Genomic DNA, 16485 nt, shown 5'->3' with positions numbered 1-16485 from the left:
TCGATTCGGTAGTTTTGCAAAGCACTGAAACACAGGAGAATTCACACTTCTCCCAGACAGCAAAAAAGAGGTGCAGCCGCGGATCTGATCCGCGGCTGCACCTCTTTGTCTTACGGCATCGGGTTTTTCACCCGAACGCGACTACTTTGCGCGCTTGGCCGGAGCCTTCTTGGCCGGAGCCTTCTTGGCTGCGGTCTTGGCGGGGGCCTTCTTGGCCGGAGCCTTCTTGGCCGGAGCCTTGGCTGCGGTCTTGGCCGGAGCCTTCTTGGCCGGAGCCTTGGTGGCAACCGTCTTCTTGGCTGCGGTCTTGGCCGGAGCCTTCTTGGCGGGAGCCTTGGTGGCAACCGTCTTCTTGGCTGCGGTCTTGGCCGGAGCCTTCTTGGCGGGAGCCTTCGCGGCAACCGTCTTCTTGGCTGCGGTCTTGGCCGGAGCCTTCTTGGCCGGAGCCTTCTTGGCTGCGGTCTTCTTGGCAGCAGCCTTCTTGGCTGCAGCCTTGGTGGCCGGTGCTGCTACGCCACGCTTGACTGCCGGGCCGGTGGCCGGAAGCTTCTGTCCACCAGCGATAACAGCCTTGAACTGCGCACCCGGACGGAAAGCCGGAACCGACGTCGGCTTGACCTTGACGGTCTCGCCCGTACGCGGGTTGCGTGCAACACGTGCTGCACGACGACGCTGCTCGAAGACTCCGAAGCCGGTGATGGTCACGCTCTCGCCACGGTGGACGGCGCGGACGATGGTGTCCACGACGTGCTCCACTGCGTCGGTCGCTGTGCGCCTGTCCGAACCCAGCTTTTCAGTCAGAACATCGATGAGCTCTGCCTTGTTCATTGAAATTCCTCCGCTAATTGTGGTCCACCGTCGGACCGACTGAGAACCACGGTAAACCTGATAACGGCAAGAGTCTATGTGCCACGCCAATTCTCATTCAACGTGACTGCGAAATGGTGACCTATTTCTCTTCCCGCGCGGAGTTGCGGATTTCGGTTCAGCCCTGCGAAATTCGGGCTGGAAGGGTAGTCGGTTTCCATGAAGGCCTTGACTTTTCGAACTCGGAAATCGCGTCTACCTGCCGCAATGTCAGTCCGATGTCGTCGAGACCCTCCAGCAGACGCCACCGTGTGTAGTCGTCAATATTGAACGGCACCACCGTAGTTCCGGCGCTGACGGTCCGATTCTCGAGATCTACTGTCAATTCCAATCCGGGCTGCTCTTCGAGCAACTTCCAGAGCAATTCGACGTCGCTCTGCTCGACCTGTGCCGCTACGAGACCGGCTTTTCCGGCGTTTCCGCGGAAGATGTCGGCGAACCGGGAAGCGATGACGACCCGAAATCCGAAGTCGGAGAGAGCCCACACGGCATGCTCACGCGAAGAGCCCGTGCCGAAATGGGGACCGGCCACGAGGACACTTCCCTTGTCGTACGGAGCCAGATTGAGAATGAAGTTGGGGTCGGTACGCCAGCCTGCAAACAGCCCGTCCTCGAATCCGGTGCGCGTCACCCGTTTCAGGTACACGGCAGGGATGATCTGGTCGGTATCGACATTCGAGCGTCGCAGCGGGACGCCGATACCCTTGTGCGTGGTAAAGGATTCCATCGAATTCTCCTCGAGATGGTAAGTGGGTCAGACCAGATCGGCCGGTGCCGAGAGCGTTCCGCGGACCGCCGTGGCAGCCGCGACGAGCGGGGAAACCAGATGGGTCCGGCCGCCTTTACCCTGTCGGCCTTCGAAATTCCGGTTGGACGTCGATGCCGAACGCTCGCCGGGAGCAAGCTGGTCAGGGTTCATTCCCAAGCACATCGAGCAACCGGCCTGGCGCCATTCAGCCCCTGCCGCTGTGAAGATTTCACCGAGACCTTCGCTCTCGGCTTGAGCCCGCACCCGCATCGAGCCGGGAACGATGAGCATCCGAACGCCCTCTGCCACATGGCGACCCTCGAGCACCTCCGCCACTGCGCGCAGGTCTTCGATGCGTCCGTTGGTGCACGAACCGACGAACACGGTGTCGACAGAAACATCCCGAAGCGGCATACCGGCGTCGAGACCCATGTAGGTGAGCGCCTTCTCGGCTGCCTGACGCTCGCTCTCGTCGACGATCAGTTCGGGATCAGGCACACGGTCGCCGAGCGGCGCACCCTGTCCCGGATTGGTTCCCCACGTGACGAAAGGCGTCAATGCGCTTGCGTCGATGTGAACCTCGTTGTCGAATTCCGCGCCCTCGTCGGTCTTGAGCAACTCCCACGCGGCGACGGCTTCGTCCCACTCTGCGCCGGACGGTGCATGCGGACGGCCCTTGATGAACTCGTAAGTGGTCTCGTCCGGTGCGATCATGCCCGCGCGGGCTCCGGCCTCGATCGACATGTTGCAGATGGTCATACGAGCTTCCATCGACAGTTTGCGAATGGCCTCGCCGCGGTACTCCAGTACGTAGCCCTGGCCGCCGCCGGTGCCGATCTTGGCGATGACTGCGAGGATCAAGTCCTTGCTCGTGACGCCGGGAGGCAGCTCGCCGTCGACCGTGATCGCCATGGTCTTGAAGGGGCGCAACGACAATGTCTGCGTTGCCATCACATGCTCGACCTCGCTGGTGCCGATTCCCATTGCGAGCGCACCGAATGCGCCGTGCGTCGACGTATGACTGTCGCCGCACACCACGGTGGTTCCGGGCTGCGTCAGGCCGAGCTGCGGTCCGACCACATGCACGATGCCTTGGTCGAGATCGCCCATGCGGTGCAAGCGAACTCCGAACTCCTCGCAATTTCGGCGCAAGGTGTCGACCTGAGTCTTGGACACAGGATCTGCGATCGGCTTGTCGATGTCGATCGTCGGAACGTTGTGGTCCTCGGTGGCGATCGTCAGGTCGGGACGGCGCAACTGGCGTCCCGCCAGGCGAAGTCCGTCGAATGCCTGGGGGCTCGTCACTTCGTGAACGAGGTGGAGATCGATGTAGATGAGGTCGGGATCCTGCCCCTCCCCTTTCACGACAACGTGGTCGTCCCACACCTTCTCGGCGAGAGTGCGTGCTTTCTGTGCCATGTCTTCCACCTCTGTACGTAGCCTCGCGTCGGCGGACTACGGGCTGGCCCGCCGCGCGTGAAGTAGGTCCCCAGCCTTCACAGCAGATGCAGACTGTCCCGAGGAAATGCGCTATCCCTACAGGAAATGCGGTAGCATCCCACTATGCGAGAAACTGGTATCGACCTATGAGACAGCATAGCGGCATCGGCGTCCTGGACAAAGCAATGGGCGTGCTTCATGCAGTAGCTGAGGAACCGTGCAGCCTCACCGAACTCTGTGCACGAACCGGTTTGCCGCGCGCGACCGCCCATAGACTCGCCGTCGGTCTCGAAGTCCATCGACTCCTCACTCGCGACTCGGACGGTCAGTGGTGCCCAGGGCCCGGACTCGCCGAACTCGCTGCCACCGCTAATGATCCACTCATTGCTGCGGCCGGACTCATCCTCCCCCGCCTTCGCGAAATCACCGGCGAAAGCGTCCAGCTGTACCGTCGCGAAGGCACACAACGCATCTGCGTCGCGTCGATGGAACCACCGACCGGCCTGCGTGACACGGTGCTCGTCGGAGCCCGACTGCCGATGAACGCCGGATCCGGTGCCAAGGTCCTTCTCGCATGGGCAGATCCACAAACCCAACGGACCGTCCTCGCCGATGCGTCCTTCGGCGAACGAGTGCTCCTCGAGGTTCGCCGGCGCGGCTGGGCACAGAGCGCGGCCGAACGTGAGCCCGGTGTCGCCAGCGTCGCGGCTCCCGTCCGCGACTCGGCAGGCGCTGTCATTGCCGCGATTTCGGTCTCCGGCCCCATCGATCGGATGGGTAGACGACCGGGAGCCCGCTGGGCGGCGGACCTTCTCGCAGCTGCCGAAGCGCTCCACAAGCGTCTGTAATTCGTGACACAGTAAGGCCTTCAGATCCTCGAGCACGTAGGAGTACGACGCGACCATGGCAGGAAAGCAGCGTAGTCAGATCACGATGACCGAGGCCGAAATCTCGAGCTTCGTCGAAAAGAGCCGTACGGCAACGATGGCGACGTTGAGCGCCGACGGAATGCCTCACCTGATCGCGATGTGGTTCGCGATAGTCGACGGCGAAATCTGGTTCGAGACCAAAGCCAAGTCGCAGAAGGCCGTCAATCTTCGCCGGGACTCCCGAATGTCCGTCCTGATCGAAGACGGTCAGACGTACGACACGCTCCGAGGAGTCTCGATGGAGGGTACCGGGGTCATCGTCGAAGATCCGGAAGCCCTCTTCGCTGTGGGAATCAGCGTCTGGGAGCGATACACGGGCCCGTACACCGACGATCTCCGCCCGGCCGTCGACGCGATGCTCCACAAGCGCGTCGCGGTACGGTTCGTTCCCGATCGAACTCGTTCGTGGGATCACCGCAAGCTCGGGATGCCTGCGATGCCTCTTTCCGGCTCTACCGCACCGCCGCCGCAGCCCTGAGATTCGTGAGCGGAAAAATCACGAGCAATCGAATTCGGGCCGGCGTAGTTTCACCAACAGGCCCAACAACAAGGAGTGAGCATATGAGCGATCTCGACAGCAACACCCCGTCCGAACCCGAATCCCAATCGGAGGAAACCAAACGAAAGTTCCGTGAGGCCCTCGAACGGAAGAATCATCAGAACGCCAAATCGACCGACCATCGCGACGGACAGTCCAAGGTCCACAACACGCATGGCCCCGCCGATCACAAGCGAGAGTTCCGCCGTAAGAGCGGATAACCGATCGCAGACAACAGAGTGAGATGACGATCACCCCCAGTCGAATTCGACTGGGGGTGATCGTTTTTCGCATCGCCGGAAACATTTCCCGCACATACGAAAAGACCCCCCGATCAATGATCGGAGGGTCTTTCCTTTGTAGCCCCGACGGGATTCGAACCCGCGCTACCGCCTTGAGAGGGCGGCGTCCTAGGCCGCTAGACGACGGGGCCAGGACACGCTTTTAAACGTGGTATATCAGTCTTGCTCTTGGATGCTCAGCAAGCTTAGCTTGTCTGAGTCCGGCCACAAAATCGACCGGATTTCCGCTGGGGTACCAGGACTCGAACCTAGAATGGCGGTACCAGAAACCGCTGTGTTGCCAATTACACCATACCCCAAGGTCTTGCTCACCAGCCTTGCCCGATCCGCTTCGCTGTTGTGCTCGGCGGCTCGTCTCCGGCCGAAAAGAAGATTACCAGTACCCCTGCCCCAAATACCAAATCGTATGGTCACAGGAGGTTTTTGCTTCATTTTCGGCCGGAAGACCGTCCGATCTAGGCGGTTACCGCTGCCCTACCGGCGCGCAACCGAGCGAGCGAGACCTCACGACCGAGCAATTCCATCGACTCGTACAGCGGAGGGCTGATGTGAGAGCCCGTGATCGCGACCCGAACCGGAGCGAAGGCCTTACGCGGTTTGAGCTCCAGATCCTCGATGAGGGCCTTCTTGAGTGCTTCCTCGATACTGGCCGCCGACCACTCTGAGATGGCATCGAGCGCCGCAAGAGACGCGTCCAGAACCGGACCGGCATCTTCCTTCAAGTTCTTTGCCGCCGCGGCCGGATCGAGAGCAAACGACGCCTCGTCGACGAACAGGAATTTCAGCAGATCCCACGCGTCGGACAGGACGACGATGCGCGTCTGCACGAGGTCCGCCGCAACAGTGAACGTCGCTTCGTCGACGTCGGCGCCGATGTGTCCGTGCTCCACCAGGAACGACTTCAGACGACCGGCGAAGTCGGCCGGCTCGAGCAGACGAATGTGCTCGGCATTGATCGCGTCGGCCTTCTTCTGGTCGAAGCGGGCAGGATTGGAGTTGACCTTGGAGACGTCGAAGGCCGCAACCATCTCGTCGAGCGAGAAGACATCGTGATCGTCGGCGATGCTCCACCCGAGCAGAGCCAAGTAGTTCAGCAATCCCTCGGGAATGAAGCCCCGATCGCGGTGGATGAAGAGGTTGGACTCGGGATCGCGCTTGGAAAGCTTCTTGTTGCCCTGACCCATCACGAAAGGCAAGTGCCCGAACGACGGTGTGAAATCGGCGACACCGATACGAATCAATGCCTCGTACAACGCGAGCTGACGCGGAGTCGAGGACAGCAGATCTTCGCCGCGCAGTACATGGGTGATCTTCATCAACGCGTCGTCGACCGGGTTGACCAAGGTGTACAGCGGAATGCCGTTGCCGCGAGTCAGCGCGAAGTCCGGAACGGTGCCTGCCTTGAACGTGGTCTCGCCCCGCACCAGGTCGTTCCAGGTCAGATCATGATCGGGCATCCGGAGGCGGACGACGGGCTTGCGCCCCTCGGCGATGTAGGCAGCGCGCTGCTCGTCGCTGAGCTCGCGATCGAAGTTGTCGTATCCGAGCTTCGGATCGCGTCCGGCCGCCTTGTGTCGCGCTTCGACCTCCTCGTTCGTCGAGTAGGACTCGTAGGCCTCGCCCGCGGCCAGCAACTTGGCAACAACGTCGAGATGCAGGTCGCGACGCTCGGACTGGCGATACGGTGCGTGCGGCCCACCGACCTCCGGGCCTTCGTCCCAATTGAGCCCCAACCAGCGGAGGGCGTCGAGGATGGCCTGGTAGGACTCTTCACTGTCGCGCTGCGCATCGGTGTCTTCGATACGGAACACGAATGTGCCGCCGTGGTGTCGTGCGAATGCCCAGTTGAACAAGGCGGTGCGCACCAAACCCACGTGCGGGGTTCCGGTGGGTGACGGACAGAAACGGACGCGTACTTCGCTGTTGGTCATGGCTCACTTGGCTCGGCGATGATGGATGGTCGTACTACAGGTTAGTCCGGCAGCCCTTCCTCCATCCGGCCGATCACTTACCCGGCAGGACGTTGATGCGTGTCATGTCGCCGTCGTAGTAGGCCAGCAGTCGCTTGTCCATGACCTTTCGCCACAGCGGCGGCACCCACGCGCAGACGATCATGACTGCGTAACCCGCTGGAAGTTGCGGCGCTTCGGCCGCACTTCGCAGGCTCTGGTACCGCAGACGCGGATTCGCGTGATGGTCGCTGTGACGCTGAAGTTGATAGAGGAACAGATTGCTGACGACGTGGTCGCTGTTCCAGCTGTCCTCGGGCGAGCACCGGACGTACGAGCCGTCAGGCCGCTTCGCACGTAGCAAGCCGTAGTGCTCGAGATAGTTGGCGGTCTCGAGGAACGTGAAGCCTGCAATTGCCTGAACGGCGAGCCACGGCGCAATTTCCCAGCCGAACGCGGCGATCAGACTGCCGAACAGAACCACACTCATCGCCCACGCGTTCAGGATGTTGTTGCGGTAACTCCACGTCCGTCTCCCCTGACGCCTCAGACGAGCGCTTTCGATCCGCCATCCCGAGCGCAGGCCGCCGATGACGCTGCGAGGCAAGAAGAACCAGAAGTTTTCCTTGTACCGCGAGCTGGCCGGATCCTCCGGCGTCGCGACGCGGACGTGGTGACCATGGTTGTGTTCGACGTAGAAATGGCCGTAGAAGGACTGCGCGAGCGCTACTTTCGCGAGCCACTTCTCGAGCTTCTCACTCTTGTGCCCCAATTCATGCGCCGCGTTGATCCCCACACCGGCAACCACGCCGGCAGTCATCGCGAGCGCGAACTTCTCCCCCGCCGCCATCGGCGCGTTCACCCAACACCACGCGACGAACACCAGCCCGACGTATTGGAGGGGCAGGAACAAGTACGTGCACCAGCGGTAGAAACGATCCTCTTGCAATTCAGGGATCGCTTCGTCCGGTGGGCTGTTACCGTCCTCGCCCGCCAGGAGATCGATCAGGGGGATGACGATGACGATCAGCCACGCCCCGATGGCCCAGAAGAGCCCGAGACTGAATTTGTCGACCAGGAACCACGCAGCGAACGGGCTGAGAGGAACCAGCAAACCCAGTGGCCACAGGTAGCGCTTCTTGTCTCGCCACACCGGCCGCTGCCCGTTCCGCGCTTGCCCTGCCGCTGTCCGGGAGGCTTCCGCGAAGGTCGTCATGTATCACCACGTTTCTGCGCAATCCACTCGATTGCCCCATTGGCTTCTATCCAGTTATCGGTCACCCTACTGCTCAGCGTTACATTTCAGGGAATTTGGTCTGTTACGGGCCGCGACAGCAAACCGTATGGCGAACTCTCCCAACCTGGCCAAATCCGACATAACGCCAGGAGGATCAGAGGCGAAGCTTCGCCTGGGTCATGAAACCCGCAGGTCAGTCCCGGAGCCTGATTTCTTCGAGTCGGTTGGCAATCCCGATCAATCCACTGGCGATAGTTACCATCTTGCAACTTTTCTGCGACAGACACCTCTCGACCTCACACCACGACGGAGGCCCCATCCGGTTGGATGGGGCCTCCGTAGTCGCGTGACTGAACGAACCGGGTCAGGATCAGCTCTTGGCGGTCACCGGGTTCGTGAGCGTGCCGATCCCCGAGACCGTGACCGACACGGAATCGCCGTCGACGATCGGGCCTACTCCGGCGGGGGTGCCGGTGAGGATGACGTCGCCAGGCAAGAGAGTCATCACCGCCGAGATCCACTCGATGATCTTCGGAATGTCGTGGAGGAGAAAAGCCGTGCTGCTGTCCTGCTTGACCTGACCGTTCACCTCGGTCTTGATGTCGACGTCGGACGCATCCAGACTGGTTTCAATCCAGGGGCCGAGTGGGCAGAAAGTGTCGTGGCCCTTCGCGCGCGTCCACTGCCCGTCGTGACGCTGATGATCTCGCGCCGACACGTCGTTGGCGATCGTGTAACCGAGGACCACGCTCAACGCCTTCGCCGCCGGAACGTCCTTGCACGGTTGACCGATGACGACCGCGAGTTCACCCTCGAAGTGCACCTCGTTCGAGGTGGGAGGCAAGACGATCGGGGCACCCGGGCCAACTATGGACGTGTTTGGCTTGAGGAAGATCACGGGGTCCGCGGGAGCCTCTCCGCCCATCTCCGCGATGTGATCTGCATAATTCTTGCCGATGCAGATCACCTTGCTGGCGAGAATCGGAGCCAGCAGACGAACATCGGCGAGCGGCCAACTTCGGCCGGTAAATGTGGGGTTCCCGAACGGGTGCTCCGCAATTTCCTTGGCGACGAGGGCATCCTCTTCACCTTCGATACTGACGAACGCAACACCATCGGGACTGGCAATTCGACCAAGACGCATGCCGGCCAGTCTATCGGGGTGCCGGAAACGACTGACGCGCGCAAGCCGAAAGGCTTACGCGCGTCAGTCTCGTGAAAGAATTCCTTACAGCGCTGCAGTGATCCGGTCGCCGATCTCCGTTGTGGAGATGGGACCTTCGCCGCGGGTAGCCAGGTCGGCAGCGACCACAGCCTCGACCCGAGCGGCGTCGTCCTCGCGTCCGAGATGGCGAAGAAGCAGTGCGGCCGAGAGGATCGCGGCGGTGGGATCAGCGATTCCCTTGCCGGCGATGTCCGGAGCACTGCCGTGAACGGGCTCGAACATCGACGGGTTGGTACCCGAGGCATCGATGTTTCCGCTTGCGGCCAAACCGATGCCACCGGTTACGGCGCCGGCGAGGTCGGTGATGATGTCACCGAAGAGGTTGTCCGTGACGATCACGTCGAAGCGCGACGGGTCGGTGACCATGTAGATCGTGGCCGCGTCGATGTGGCAGTACGCGGTTTCGACGTCCGGGAACTCGGCACCGACGGTCTCGATTGCACGCGTCCAGATTGCGCCCGCGTTGGAGAGCACGTTGGTCTTGTGAATCAAGGTGAGGTGCTTGGACCGGGTCTGCGCCAAGGCAAATGCGTAACGCACCACGCGCTCGGCACCGAACCAGGTATTGATCGACACCTCGGTTGCGATCTCGTGATCGGTGCCGACGCGGATCGCTCCACCGTTTCCGGTGTACGGACCCTCGGTGCCTTCACGAACCACGACGAAGTCGATCTCCGGCTGGGCCGCCAACGGCGACAGCGCACCCGGATACAGCTGTGCGGGGCGAAGATTCACGTGATGATCGAGCTGGAAGCGCATGTTCAGCAGCAGACCACGCTCGAGGATGCCGGGTGCGACGATCCGCGGATCACCGATGGCGCCCAACAGAATTGCGTCGTGCTGACGAATCTGGTCCAGCTCGTCCGCCGGGAGCAACTCGCCGGTGGCGTTGTAGCGACGGGCACCGAGATCGTATTCGGTGGTTTCCAGATCCGGAACCAACTTGCCGAGCACCTTGAGCGCCTCGGCAGTGACCTCGACGCCGATTCCGTCACCCGGAATGACCGCAAGCTTCATGGAGTCCTCATCTCAGTAGAACTGTGCGCCTTTATCAACCGCGGGCGGTTGATAAAGGCGCACAGCAAAAACAATCAGGAAAGGTCGACCTGGGCGACGCGAGCGTCGAGCTGCGAGACGATTGCCTCGACCTCGGCGTCACCGACGACGCGATCGACGCGCAAGATGACAGTTGCGCCTTCGCCTTCGGCATCCTGGCTCAGTGCTGCTGCGAGGATGTCGACACCCGCGTTTCCGAGGACGGTGCCGAGGACACCGAGAACGCCCGGGCGATCGCTGTAGTGAACGACGATGTTGTGGCCCTCGGCGCGCAGGTCGAAGCTGCGTCCGTTGATGTTGACGATCTTCTCGACCTGCTGCAGACCGGTGAGTGCGCCCGTGACCGACGTGACCGTACCGTCGGCGGCAACTGCACGCACCTCGACCGCGCTGCGGTGAGCAAGAGCCTCGGAGTGCTTCTCGACCGACACGGTCACGCCGCGCTGCTCGGCCAGTGCCGGAGCGTTGACGAACGTGACGGCCTCATCGCTGCTGGCGGAGAACACGCCGCGTAGTGCAGCCAGGCCGAGGATGTCGACGGTTTCGGCAGACAGCTCGCCGGTGGCGACAACCTGCACGGTCTGCACAGCTTCGGGCGACAACGTCGCAGCGAGGAGACCGAGCTTGCGGACGAGCTCGAGCCACGGAGCAACTTCTTCGCCCACGGGGCCGCCGGAGACGTTGACAGCCTCGGGAACGAATTCGCCTGCCAGAGCGAGGAGAACACTCTTGGCCACGTCGATGCCTGCGCGGTCCTGAGCCTCGGACGTCGATGCTCCGAGGTGCGGGGTGACAACGACGTTGTCGAGCTCGAAAAGCTTGGAATCGGTGCACGGCTCGGTGCTGAACACGTCGAGACCGGCGCCTCGGACCTTGCCGGAGACGAGTGCGTCGTAGAGCGCATCTTCGTCGATCAGACCACCGCGAGCGGCGTTGACGATGATGACGCCGTCCTTGGCCTTGGCGAGGCGCTCGGCGTTGATCAGGCCGGCCGTTTCCTTGGTCTTGGGCAGGTGCACGGAGATGAAGTCGGCGCGCTCGACGAGCTCGTCGATGGTGACCAGTTCGATGCCGAGCTGCGCTGCGCGCGCTGCGGGCAGGTAGGGGTCGTACGCGATGATCGTGGTCTCGAACGCAGCGAGACGCTGCGCGAAGAGCTGGCCGATGCGGCCGAGTCCGACAACGCCGACAGTCTTGCCGAGGATCTCGACACCGTTGAACTTGCTTCGCTTCCAGGTGTTCTCACGCAGAGTCTTGTCTGCTGCGGGAATCTGGCGAGCGGTCGACATGAGGAGCGCGACAGCGTGCTCGGCAGCGGAGTGAATGTTGGAGGTCGGTGCGTTGACGACCATCACGCCGCGCTCGGTGGCTGCGGGGATCTCGACGTTGTCCAGGCCGACACCGGCGCGGCCGATGATCTTCAGCTTGGTGCCGGCAGCCAGAACCTCGGCGTCGACGGTAGTGGCGGAACGGACGAGAATCGCGTCGGCCTCGGGTACCGCGGCGAGCAGCGCCGGGCGGTCGGGTCCGTCGACCCAACGCACCTCCACACCGTCACCGAGCGCCTCGACTGTGGACGGCGCGAGCTTGTCGGCGATCAGAACAACGGGACGGCCAGGCTGGCTCACGTGCAAACTCCCTGATTAGGTGGGTGTGAAGGTGGTTTAACCACCGATAGTTTAGTGCGCGCTCACTTGGAATCCACAACGCGGTAGGCAATACCACATAGTGGACACTTTCGCGGGCAAATTCTCGACGGAATATGAATCCGGACTCAGACGACCCGGAAAACGACTCCGGCCCAATGCCGCGCTGGTTCAACGTAATTGAACCGGCGCGGCATCAGGCCAGTGGAGACGTGGAGCGTGAAACTGCGAATTACGCGGTTTCGGTGATCGGACGATCGACCCAGCTCATCAGGTCGCGCAGCTTCTTGCCGGTGACCTCGATGGGGTGCTCGGCGTTGGCCTTGCGCAGGCCCTCGAGCTCGGTGTTGCCGTTCTCGACGTTGGCAACCAGACGACGGGTGAACTCGCCGGACTGGATGTCGGCCAGGATCGCCTTCATGCGCTCCTTGGTGTCGGCGTCGATGACGCGCGGGCCGGAGAGGTATCCACCGAACTCAGCGGTGTCGGACACCGAGTAGTTCATGCGGGCGATGCCACCCTCGTACATGAGGTCGACGATGAGCTTGAGCTCGTGCAGAACCTCGAAGTACGCCATCTCGGGTGCGTAGCCGGCCTCGACCATGACCTCGAAACCGGTCTTGACCAGTTCCTCGGTGCCGCCGCAGAGCACGGCCTGCTCGCCGAAGAGGTCCGTCTCGGTCTCTTCCTTGAACGTGGTCTTGATGACGCCTGCGCGGGTTCCGCCGATGCCCTTGGCGTAGGACAGAGCGAGAGCCTGTCCTTCACCCTTGGGATCCTGGTCGATGGCGATGAGCGCGGGAACGCCCTTGCCGTCGACGAACTGACGACGCACCAGGTGGCCGGGGCCCTTGGGGGCGACCATGCCGACGGTGACGAACTCCGGAGCCTTGATCAGGTCGAAGTGAATGTTCAGGCCGTGACCGAAGAACAGCGCGTCGCCGTCCTTGAGGTTCGGCTCGATGTCATTGGTGAAAATGCTCGCCTGAGCGGTGTCAGGTGCGAGCACCATGATGACGTCGGCCCACTCGGAAACCTCGGCCGGCGTACCGACCGTCAGCCCCTGCTCTTCAGCCTTCTCACGCGACTTCGAGCCTTCCTTGAGGCCGATGCGCACATCGACGCCCGAGTCACGCAGGCTCAGCGAATGGGCGTGGCCCTGGCTTCCGTAGCCGATCACAGCAACCTTGCGGCCCTGAATGATCGACAGATCGGCATCGTCGTCGTAGAACATCTCGACTGCCACAGTTCTCAACCTCTCCTTGGATTTTTACGTGTCTAAAAGTACTAGCGGGTGGCCGTGATCGACTTCGGCCCTCGACCGACTGCCACGACCCCGGACTGAACGATCTCCCGGATACCGTACGGATCAAGCATCCGCAGCAGTGCATCCAGCTTGGACCGAGTACCGGTCGCCTCGATGGTGACGGACTCCGGAGAGACGTCGATCACCTTGGCGCGGAACAGGTTCACCGTTTCGATGACCTGCGTGCGCACGCTTGCATCAGCGCGCACCTTGATGAGCACGAGCTCGCGAGCGACGGATGCTTCACCGTCCTGCTCGACGATCTTGATGACGTTGATCAGCTTGTTGAGCTGCTTCGTCACCTGCTCGAGAGGGAACTCGTCGACCGTGACGACGATGGTCATACGTGAGATCTCGGGGATCTCGGTTCCGCCCACCGCAAGGGATTCGATGTTGAATCCGCGGCGGGAGAAAAGTGCGGAGACGCGAGCCAGCACGCCTGGCTTGTCCTCGACGAGAACACTGAGGGTGTGACTGGTGCTCACTTCTGATCCTCCCCTGTGCCCGCGGCGGGTCCGGCTTGCTCGCGTGACATGGCTTCGTGGATGACGGCGGGCTCGGCAACTGCCTCGTCGTCGTCGAACAGCGGCCGGATGCCCCGGGCCGCCATGATTTCGTCGTTGCTCGTTCCGGCAGCGACCATCGGCCACACCTGTGCGTCGGCGGTGACGATGAAGTCGATCACGACAGGCTTGTCGTTGATGGACTGCGCCTCACGGATCGCAGCTTCGACATCTTCTTCACGCTCGACACGAATTCCGTGGCAGCCCAATGCTTCTGCGAGCTTCACGAAGTCCGGGATGCGGATGGCGCCGTGCGTTCCGAGGTTGGTGTTGGAGTAGCGCTCTTCGTAGAAGAGTGTCTGCCACTGACGCACCATGCCGAGGTTGCCGTTGTTGATGAGGGCAACCTTGATCGGGATACCTTCGAGGGCACAGGTTGCGAGTTCCTGATTGGTCATCTGGAAGCAGCCGTCGCCGTCTATCGCCCACACCTCGGTGTCGGGCATGCCCATCTTGGCACCCATGGCTGCGGGAACCGCGTACCCCATGGTGCCGAGTCCGCCCGAGTTGAGCCACGTGCGCGGCTTCTCGTAACCGACGAACTGCGCGGCCCACATCTGATGCTGACCGACGCCGGCGCAGTAGATGGCATCCGGTCCGGCGAGCTTGCCGACGGTCTGGATCACGTACTCCGGGCTCAGCTGACCGTCGGTGGGACGGTCGTAGCTCAGCGGGTACGTACGACGGATGTCATTCAGGTACGCCCACCACTCGGTGAGGTCGAACGTGGTGCCCGTGGCCATGTCGGCACGGATCGCCTCGATGAGTTCGGTGATGACCTCTTTGCAGTCGCCCACGATCGGGACGTCCGCGTAGCGGTTCTTGCCGATCTCGGCCGGGTCGATGTCGGCATGGATGACCTTGGCGTCGGGCGCGAAGGAATTCAACTGACCGGTGACGCGGTCGTCGAAACGCGCACCGAGGGTGATCAGGAGATCGCTACGCTGCAGAGCGGCGACTGCGGCAACGGTGCCGTGCATTCCCGGCATACCGCAGTTGAGGTCGTGGCTGTCCGGGAACGCGCCGCGGGCCATCAGCGTGGTGACGACGGGGATACCGGTCAGCTCGGCCAATTCGAGCAGCTCCGGCGAGGAGTCGGACTTGATGACGCCGCCACCGACGTACAGAACCGGCGACTTGGCGTCGGCGATCAGACGTGCAGCTTCACGAACCTGCTTGCCGTGCGGCTTGGTCACCGGGCGGTAGCCCGGCAGACGCATCTCCGGCGGCCACGAGAACGTGGTCTGCGACTGCAGGATGTCCTTGGGGATATCGACCAGGACGGCGCCGGGGCGACCGCTGGCCGCGAGGTAGAAGGCCTCGGCCATGATGCGCGGGATGTCGATCGCGTCGGTGATCAGGAAGTTGTGCTTGGTGACCGGCATCGTGATGCCTGAGATGTCGGCTTCCTGGAAGCCGTCGGTACCGATCAGCGAGCGCGCCACCTGCCCGGTGATCGCGACGATCGGAACGGAGTCCATCTGCGCGTCGGCCAGCGGCGTGACCAGGTTGGTCGCACCGGGACCCGAGGTGGCCATGCAGACGCCGACCTTGCCGGTCGCCTGGGCGTAACCGGTGGCAGCGTGGCCTGCACCCTGCTCGTGGCGCACGAGCACGTGGCGGACCTTGACCGAATCGAAGAGTGGGTCGTAAACCGGGAGCACGGCACCGCCGGGAATGCCGAATACCGTGTCGACCTCGAGCTCTTCGAGGGCTCGAACCACAGACTGCGCGCCGGTTACCCGCTCAGGCGGGAGCTGGCGACGGTTGGCCGTCTGGGTTGCGGCAGCCGCGGTTGTCGGGCTCGGTGTCCCTGACTTGCGCGGCGTGGGTTGAGGCCGTGCTGTTGGTGCGCTCACTGGGAAATCCTCTGATTCTGGCTCCGGGCAACAAAAAACCCCCGTCAGCATCTGCTGAGCGAGGGTGGCGCGTCGTTATCTGGTGAGTTGAAAATCGACTCAGGCGACGACGCGCCGGCCGATTACGAGCAACTCATTCTGTTTCACGCACTCGACAGTAGAGGCGCTAGTCGCGAACGGCAAACTTGGTGAGTCGACCGTCCCAGAATCTGAGATACATCGGCTGCAATGCGAAGATGTAGAGGTGTCAACTTCGCAGCAGCCCGTGCCACCGGCTCAATCATCCCACACGCCGAAACCACTTCGGCACGTCATCCGCATTTCGCAGCTCGCTTACATGGCGTGCGCGTTCCTTCTGTTCGCGGTCAGCTTCCCGATCTTCGGGTGGCCCGTCGCCTTCAGCTGGTTGCTGATCCTTCCGATCATCGCCGTCTATCTCGTCGCGCGACTGCGCACCACCGTCAGCCCTGACGGCCTCGAGGTCCGCTCGACGTTCTCCAAGCGCACCCTCGCCTGGGACGACGTCAAGGGTTTCCGCTTCCCGAAGCGGAGTTGGGCGCGCGCGGAACTCACCGACGGAACCGAGGTGACCCTGCCTGCGGTCAGCTTCGTCAGGCTTCCCGAGATCGCGATCGCCAGCGGCGGCCGCATCACCGATCCCTATGCATCTGCCGCAGAAGCCTTCGCTGCCAAGGAAGCCGAAGAGGAAGAAGCAGCTGCAGAAGCAGAAGCAGAATCCGAGGTCGCCGAGAACACACAGGACCAGCCCGAAGAGAAGCGCCCGTAGCACGCGAGTAGCGTTGAAAGGCCCTCGCTTCTA

15 protein-coding genes and 2 tRNA genes are annotated in these 16485 nt (G+C 62.4%); 4 read left to right on the top strand and 13 right to left on the bottom strand.

The features are described 5' to 3' along the window. Nucleotides 1–141 precede the first annotated feature (141 nt). The 3 genes from ASU23_RS20505 to leuC form a co-directional block, all read right to left on the bottom strand. The gene (locus ASU23_RS20505; RefSeq protein ID WP_047271271.1) at nucleotides 142–828 is read right to left on the bottom strand and encodes an HU family DNA-binding protein; all 687 of its coding nucleotides are present in this window, start codon (nucleotides 826–828) and stop codon (nucleotides 142–144) included. 157 nt (nucleotides 829–985) lie between these two features. Further along, nucleotides 986–1594, bottom strand: coding sequence for a 3-isopropylmalate dehydratase small subunit (gene leuD / locus ASU23_RS20500; RefSeq protein ID WP_058038611.1), 609 nt, complete (start codon nucleotides 1592–1594; stop codon nucleotides 986–988). Between the two features lie 27 nt (nucleotides 1595–1621). Further along, nucleotides 1622–3043 (bottom strand): 3-isopropylmalate dehydratase large subunit, encoded by a 1422-nt coding sequence (gene leuC / locus ASU23_RS20495; RefSeq protein WP_003944727.1) that lies wholly within the window; start codon nucleotides 3041–3043, stop codon nucleotides 1622–1624. A 158-nt stretch (nucleotides 3044–3201) separates the two neighbouring features. Between leuC and ASU23_RS20490 the strand changes: the two genes are divergently transcribed. The 3 genes from ASU23_RS20490 to ASU23_RS20480 all read left to right on the top strand — a co-directional run bounded on the left by ASU23_RS20490 (nucleotide 3202) and on the right by ASU23_RS20480 (nucleotide 4743). Further along, the gene (locus ASU23_RS20490; protein WP_007729342.1) at nucleotides 3202–3903 is read left to right on the top strand and encodes an IclR family transcriptional regulator; all 702 of its coding nucleotides are present in this window, start codon (nucleotides 3202–3204) and stop codon (nucleotides 3901–3903) included. Between the two features lie 55 nt (nucleotides 3904–3958). After that, nucleotides 3959–4462: a pyridoxamine 5'-phosphate oxidase family protein gene (locus tag ASU23_RS20485; RefSeq protein ID WP_058038610.1), complete on the top strand. Its 504-nt coding sequence runs from the start codon at nucleotides 3959–3961 to the stop codon at nucleotides 4460–4462. Between the two features lie 83 nt (nucleotides 4463–4545). Further along, nucleotides 4546–4743 (top strand): DUF5302 domain-containing protein, encoded by a 198-nt coding sequence (locus tag ASU23_RS20480; protein ID WP_007729345.1) that lies wholly within the window; start codon nucleotides 4546–4548, stop codon nucleotides 4741–4743. A gap of 139 nt (nucleotides 4744–4882) precedes the next feature. Here the strand turns inward: ASU23_RS20480 and ASU23_RS20475 are convergent. The 10 genes from ASU23_RS20475 to ASU23_RS20430 form a co-directional block, all read right to left on the bottom strand. Further along, nucleotides 4883–4955 (bottom strand) — tRNA-Glu (locus ASU23_RS20475). Between the two features lie 96 nt (nucleotides 4956–5051). Continuing rightward, a tRNA-Gln gene (locus ASU23_RS20470) sits at nucleotides 5052–5123 on the bottom strand. Between the two features lie 156 nt (nucleotides 5124–5279). After that, nucleotides 5280–6755, bottom strand: coding sequence for a glutamate--tRNA ligase (gene gltX / locus ASU23_RS20465; protein ID WP_003944712.1), 1476 nt, complete (start codon nucleotides 6753–6755; stop codon nucleotides 5280–5282). Nucleotides 6756–6828: 73 nt separating this feature from the next. Then, nucleotides 6829–7989, bottom strand: a complete 1161-nt coding sequence (locus ASU23_RS20460) for an alkane 1-monooxygenase (protein WP_030535413.1) — start codon at nucleotides 7987–7989, stop codon at nucleotides 6829–6831. 391 nt (nucleotides 7990–8380) lie between these two features. Further along, nucleotides 8381–9154, bottom strand: a complete 774-nt coding sequence (locus ASU23_RS20455) for a fumarylacetoacetate hydrolase family protein (RefSeq protein WP_003944722.1) — start codon at nucleotides 9152–9154, stop codon at nucleotides 8381–8383. An 84-nt stretch (nucleotides 9155–9238) separates the two neighbouring features. Further along, the gene (locus ASU23_RS20450; protein ID WP_003944691.1) at nucleotides 9239–10252 is read right to left on the bottom strand and encodes a 3-isopropylmalate dehydrogenase; all 1014 of its coding nucleotides are present in this window, start codon (nucleotides 10250–10252) and stop codon (nucleotides 9239–9241) included. A gap of 74 nt (nucleotides 10253–10326) precedes the next feature. Next, nucleotides 10327–11919 carry a phosphoglycerate dehydrogenase gene (gene serA / locus ASU23_RS20445; RefSeq protein ID WP_003944758.1) on the bottom strand — a complete coding sequence of 531 codons (1593 nt, stop codon included), beginning with the start codon at nucleotides 11917–11919 and terminating at the stop codon, nucleotides 10327–10329. A 250-nt stretch (nucleotides 11920–12169) separates the two neighbouring features. Then, nucleotides 12170–13171, bottom strand: coding sequence for a ketol-acid reductoisomerase (gene ilvC / locus ASU23_RS20440; protein ID WP_030535412.1), 1002 nt, complete (start codon nucleotides 13169–13171; stop codon nucleotides 12170–12172). Nucleotides 13172–13224: 53 nt separating this feature from the next. Further along, nucleotides 13225–13728, bottom strand: coding sequence for an acetolactate synthase small subunit (ilvN, locus tag ASU23_RS20435; RefSeq protein WP_003944718.1), 504 nt, complete (start codon nucleotides 13726–13728; stop codon nucleotides 13225–13227). Further along, the gene (locus ASU23_RS20430) at nucleotides 13725–15665 is read right to left on the bottom strand and encodes an acetolactate synthase large subunit (RefSeq protein WP_030535411.1); all 1941 of its coding nucleotides are present in this window, start codon (nucleotides 15663–15665) and stop codon (nucleotides 13725–13727) included. Before ASU23_RS20430 ends, ilvN begins: the two co-directional genes overlap by 4 nt. Nucleotides 15666–15930: 265 nt before the next feature. On the opposite strand from ASU23_RS20430, the gene ASU23_RS20425 reads away from it, so the two are divergent. Next, entirely contained in the window at nucleotides 15931–16452 is a 522-nt protein-coding gene (locus tag ASU23_RS20425; RefSeq protein WP_030535410.1) for a PH domain-containing protein, read from the top strand. Nucleotides 16453–16485 lie beyond the last annotated feature (33 nt).

Source organism: Rhodococcus sp. KB6 (assembly GCF_001445685.1).
Classification (GTDB): Bacteria; Actinomycetota; Actinomycetes; order Mycobacteriales; family Mycobacteriaceae; genus Rhodococcus_F; species Rhodococcus_F qingshengii.
This window is presented reverse-complemented; position numbering and strand designations above follow the sequence as displayed.

Excerpts from the sequence above, each read along its gene's own strand:
- ASU23_RS20505 (WP_047271271.1), bottom strand. The coding sequence starts at position 828 with ATGAACAAGGCAGAGCTCATCGATGTTCTGACTGAAAAGCTGGGTTCG.
- leuD (WP_058038611.1), bottom strand. The coding sequence starts at position 1,594 with ATGGAATCCTTTACCACGCACAAGGGTATCGGCGTCCCGCTGCGACGC.
- ASU23_RS20490 (WP_007729342.1), top strand. The coding sequence starts at position 3,202 with ATGAGACAGCATAGCGGCATCGGCGTCCTGGACAAAGCAATGGGCGTG.
- ASU23_RS20485 (WP_058038610.1), top strand. The coding sequence starts at position 3,959 with ATGGCAGGAAAGCAGCGTAGTCAGATCACGATGACCGAGGCCGAAATC.
- ASU23_RS20480 (WP_007729345.1), top strand. The coding sequence starts at position 4,546 with ATGAGCGATCTCGACAGCAACACCCCGTCCGAACCCGAATCCCAATCG.
- gltX (WP_003944712.1), bottom strand. The coding sequence starts at position 6,755 with ATGACCAACAGCGAAGTACGCGTCCGTTTCTGTCCGTCACCCACCGGA.
- ASU23_RS20460 (WP_030535413.1), bottom strand. The coding sequence starts at position 7,989 with ATGACGACCTTCGCGGAAGCCTCCCGGACAGCGGCAGGGCAAGCGCGG.
- ASU23_RS20455 (WP_003944722.1), bottom strand. The coding sequence starts at position 9,154 with ATGCGTCTTGGTCGAATTGCCAGTCCCGATGGTGTTGCGTTCGTCAGT.
- ASU23_RS20450 (WP_003944691.1), bottom strand. The coding sequence starts at position 10,252 with ATGAAGCTTGCGGTCATTCCGGGTGACGGAATCGGCGTCGAGGTCACT.
- ilvC (WP_030535412.1), bottom strand. The coding sequence starts at position 13,171 with ATGTTCTACGACGACGATGCCGATCTGTCGATCATTCAGGGCCGCAAG.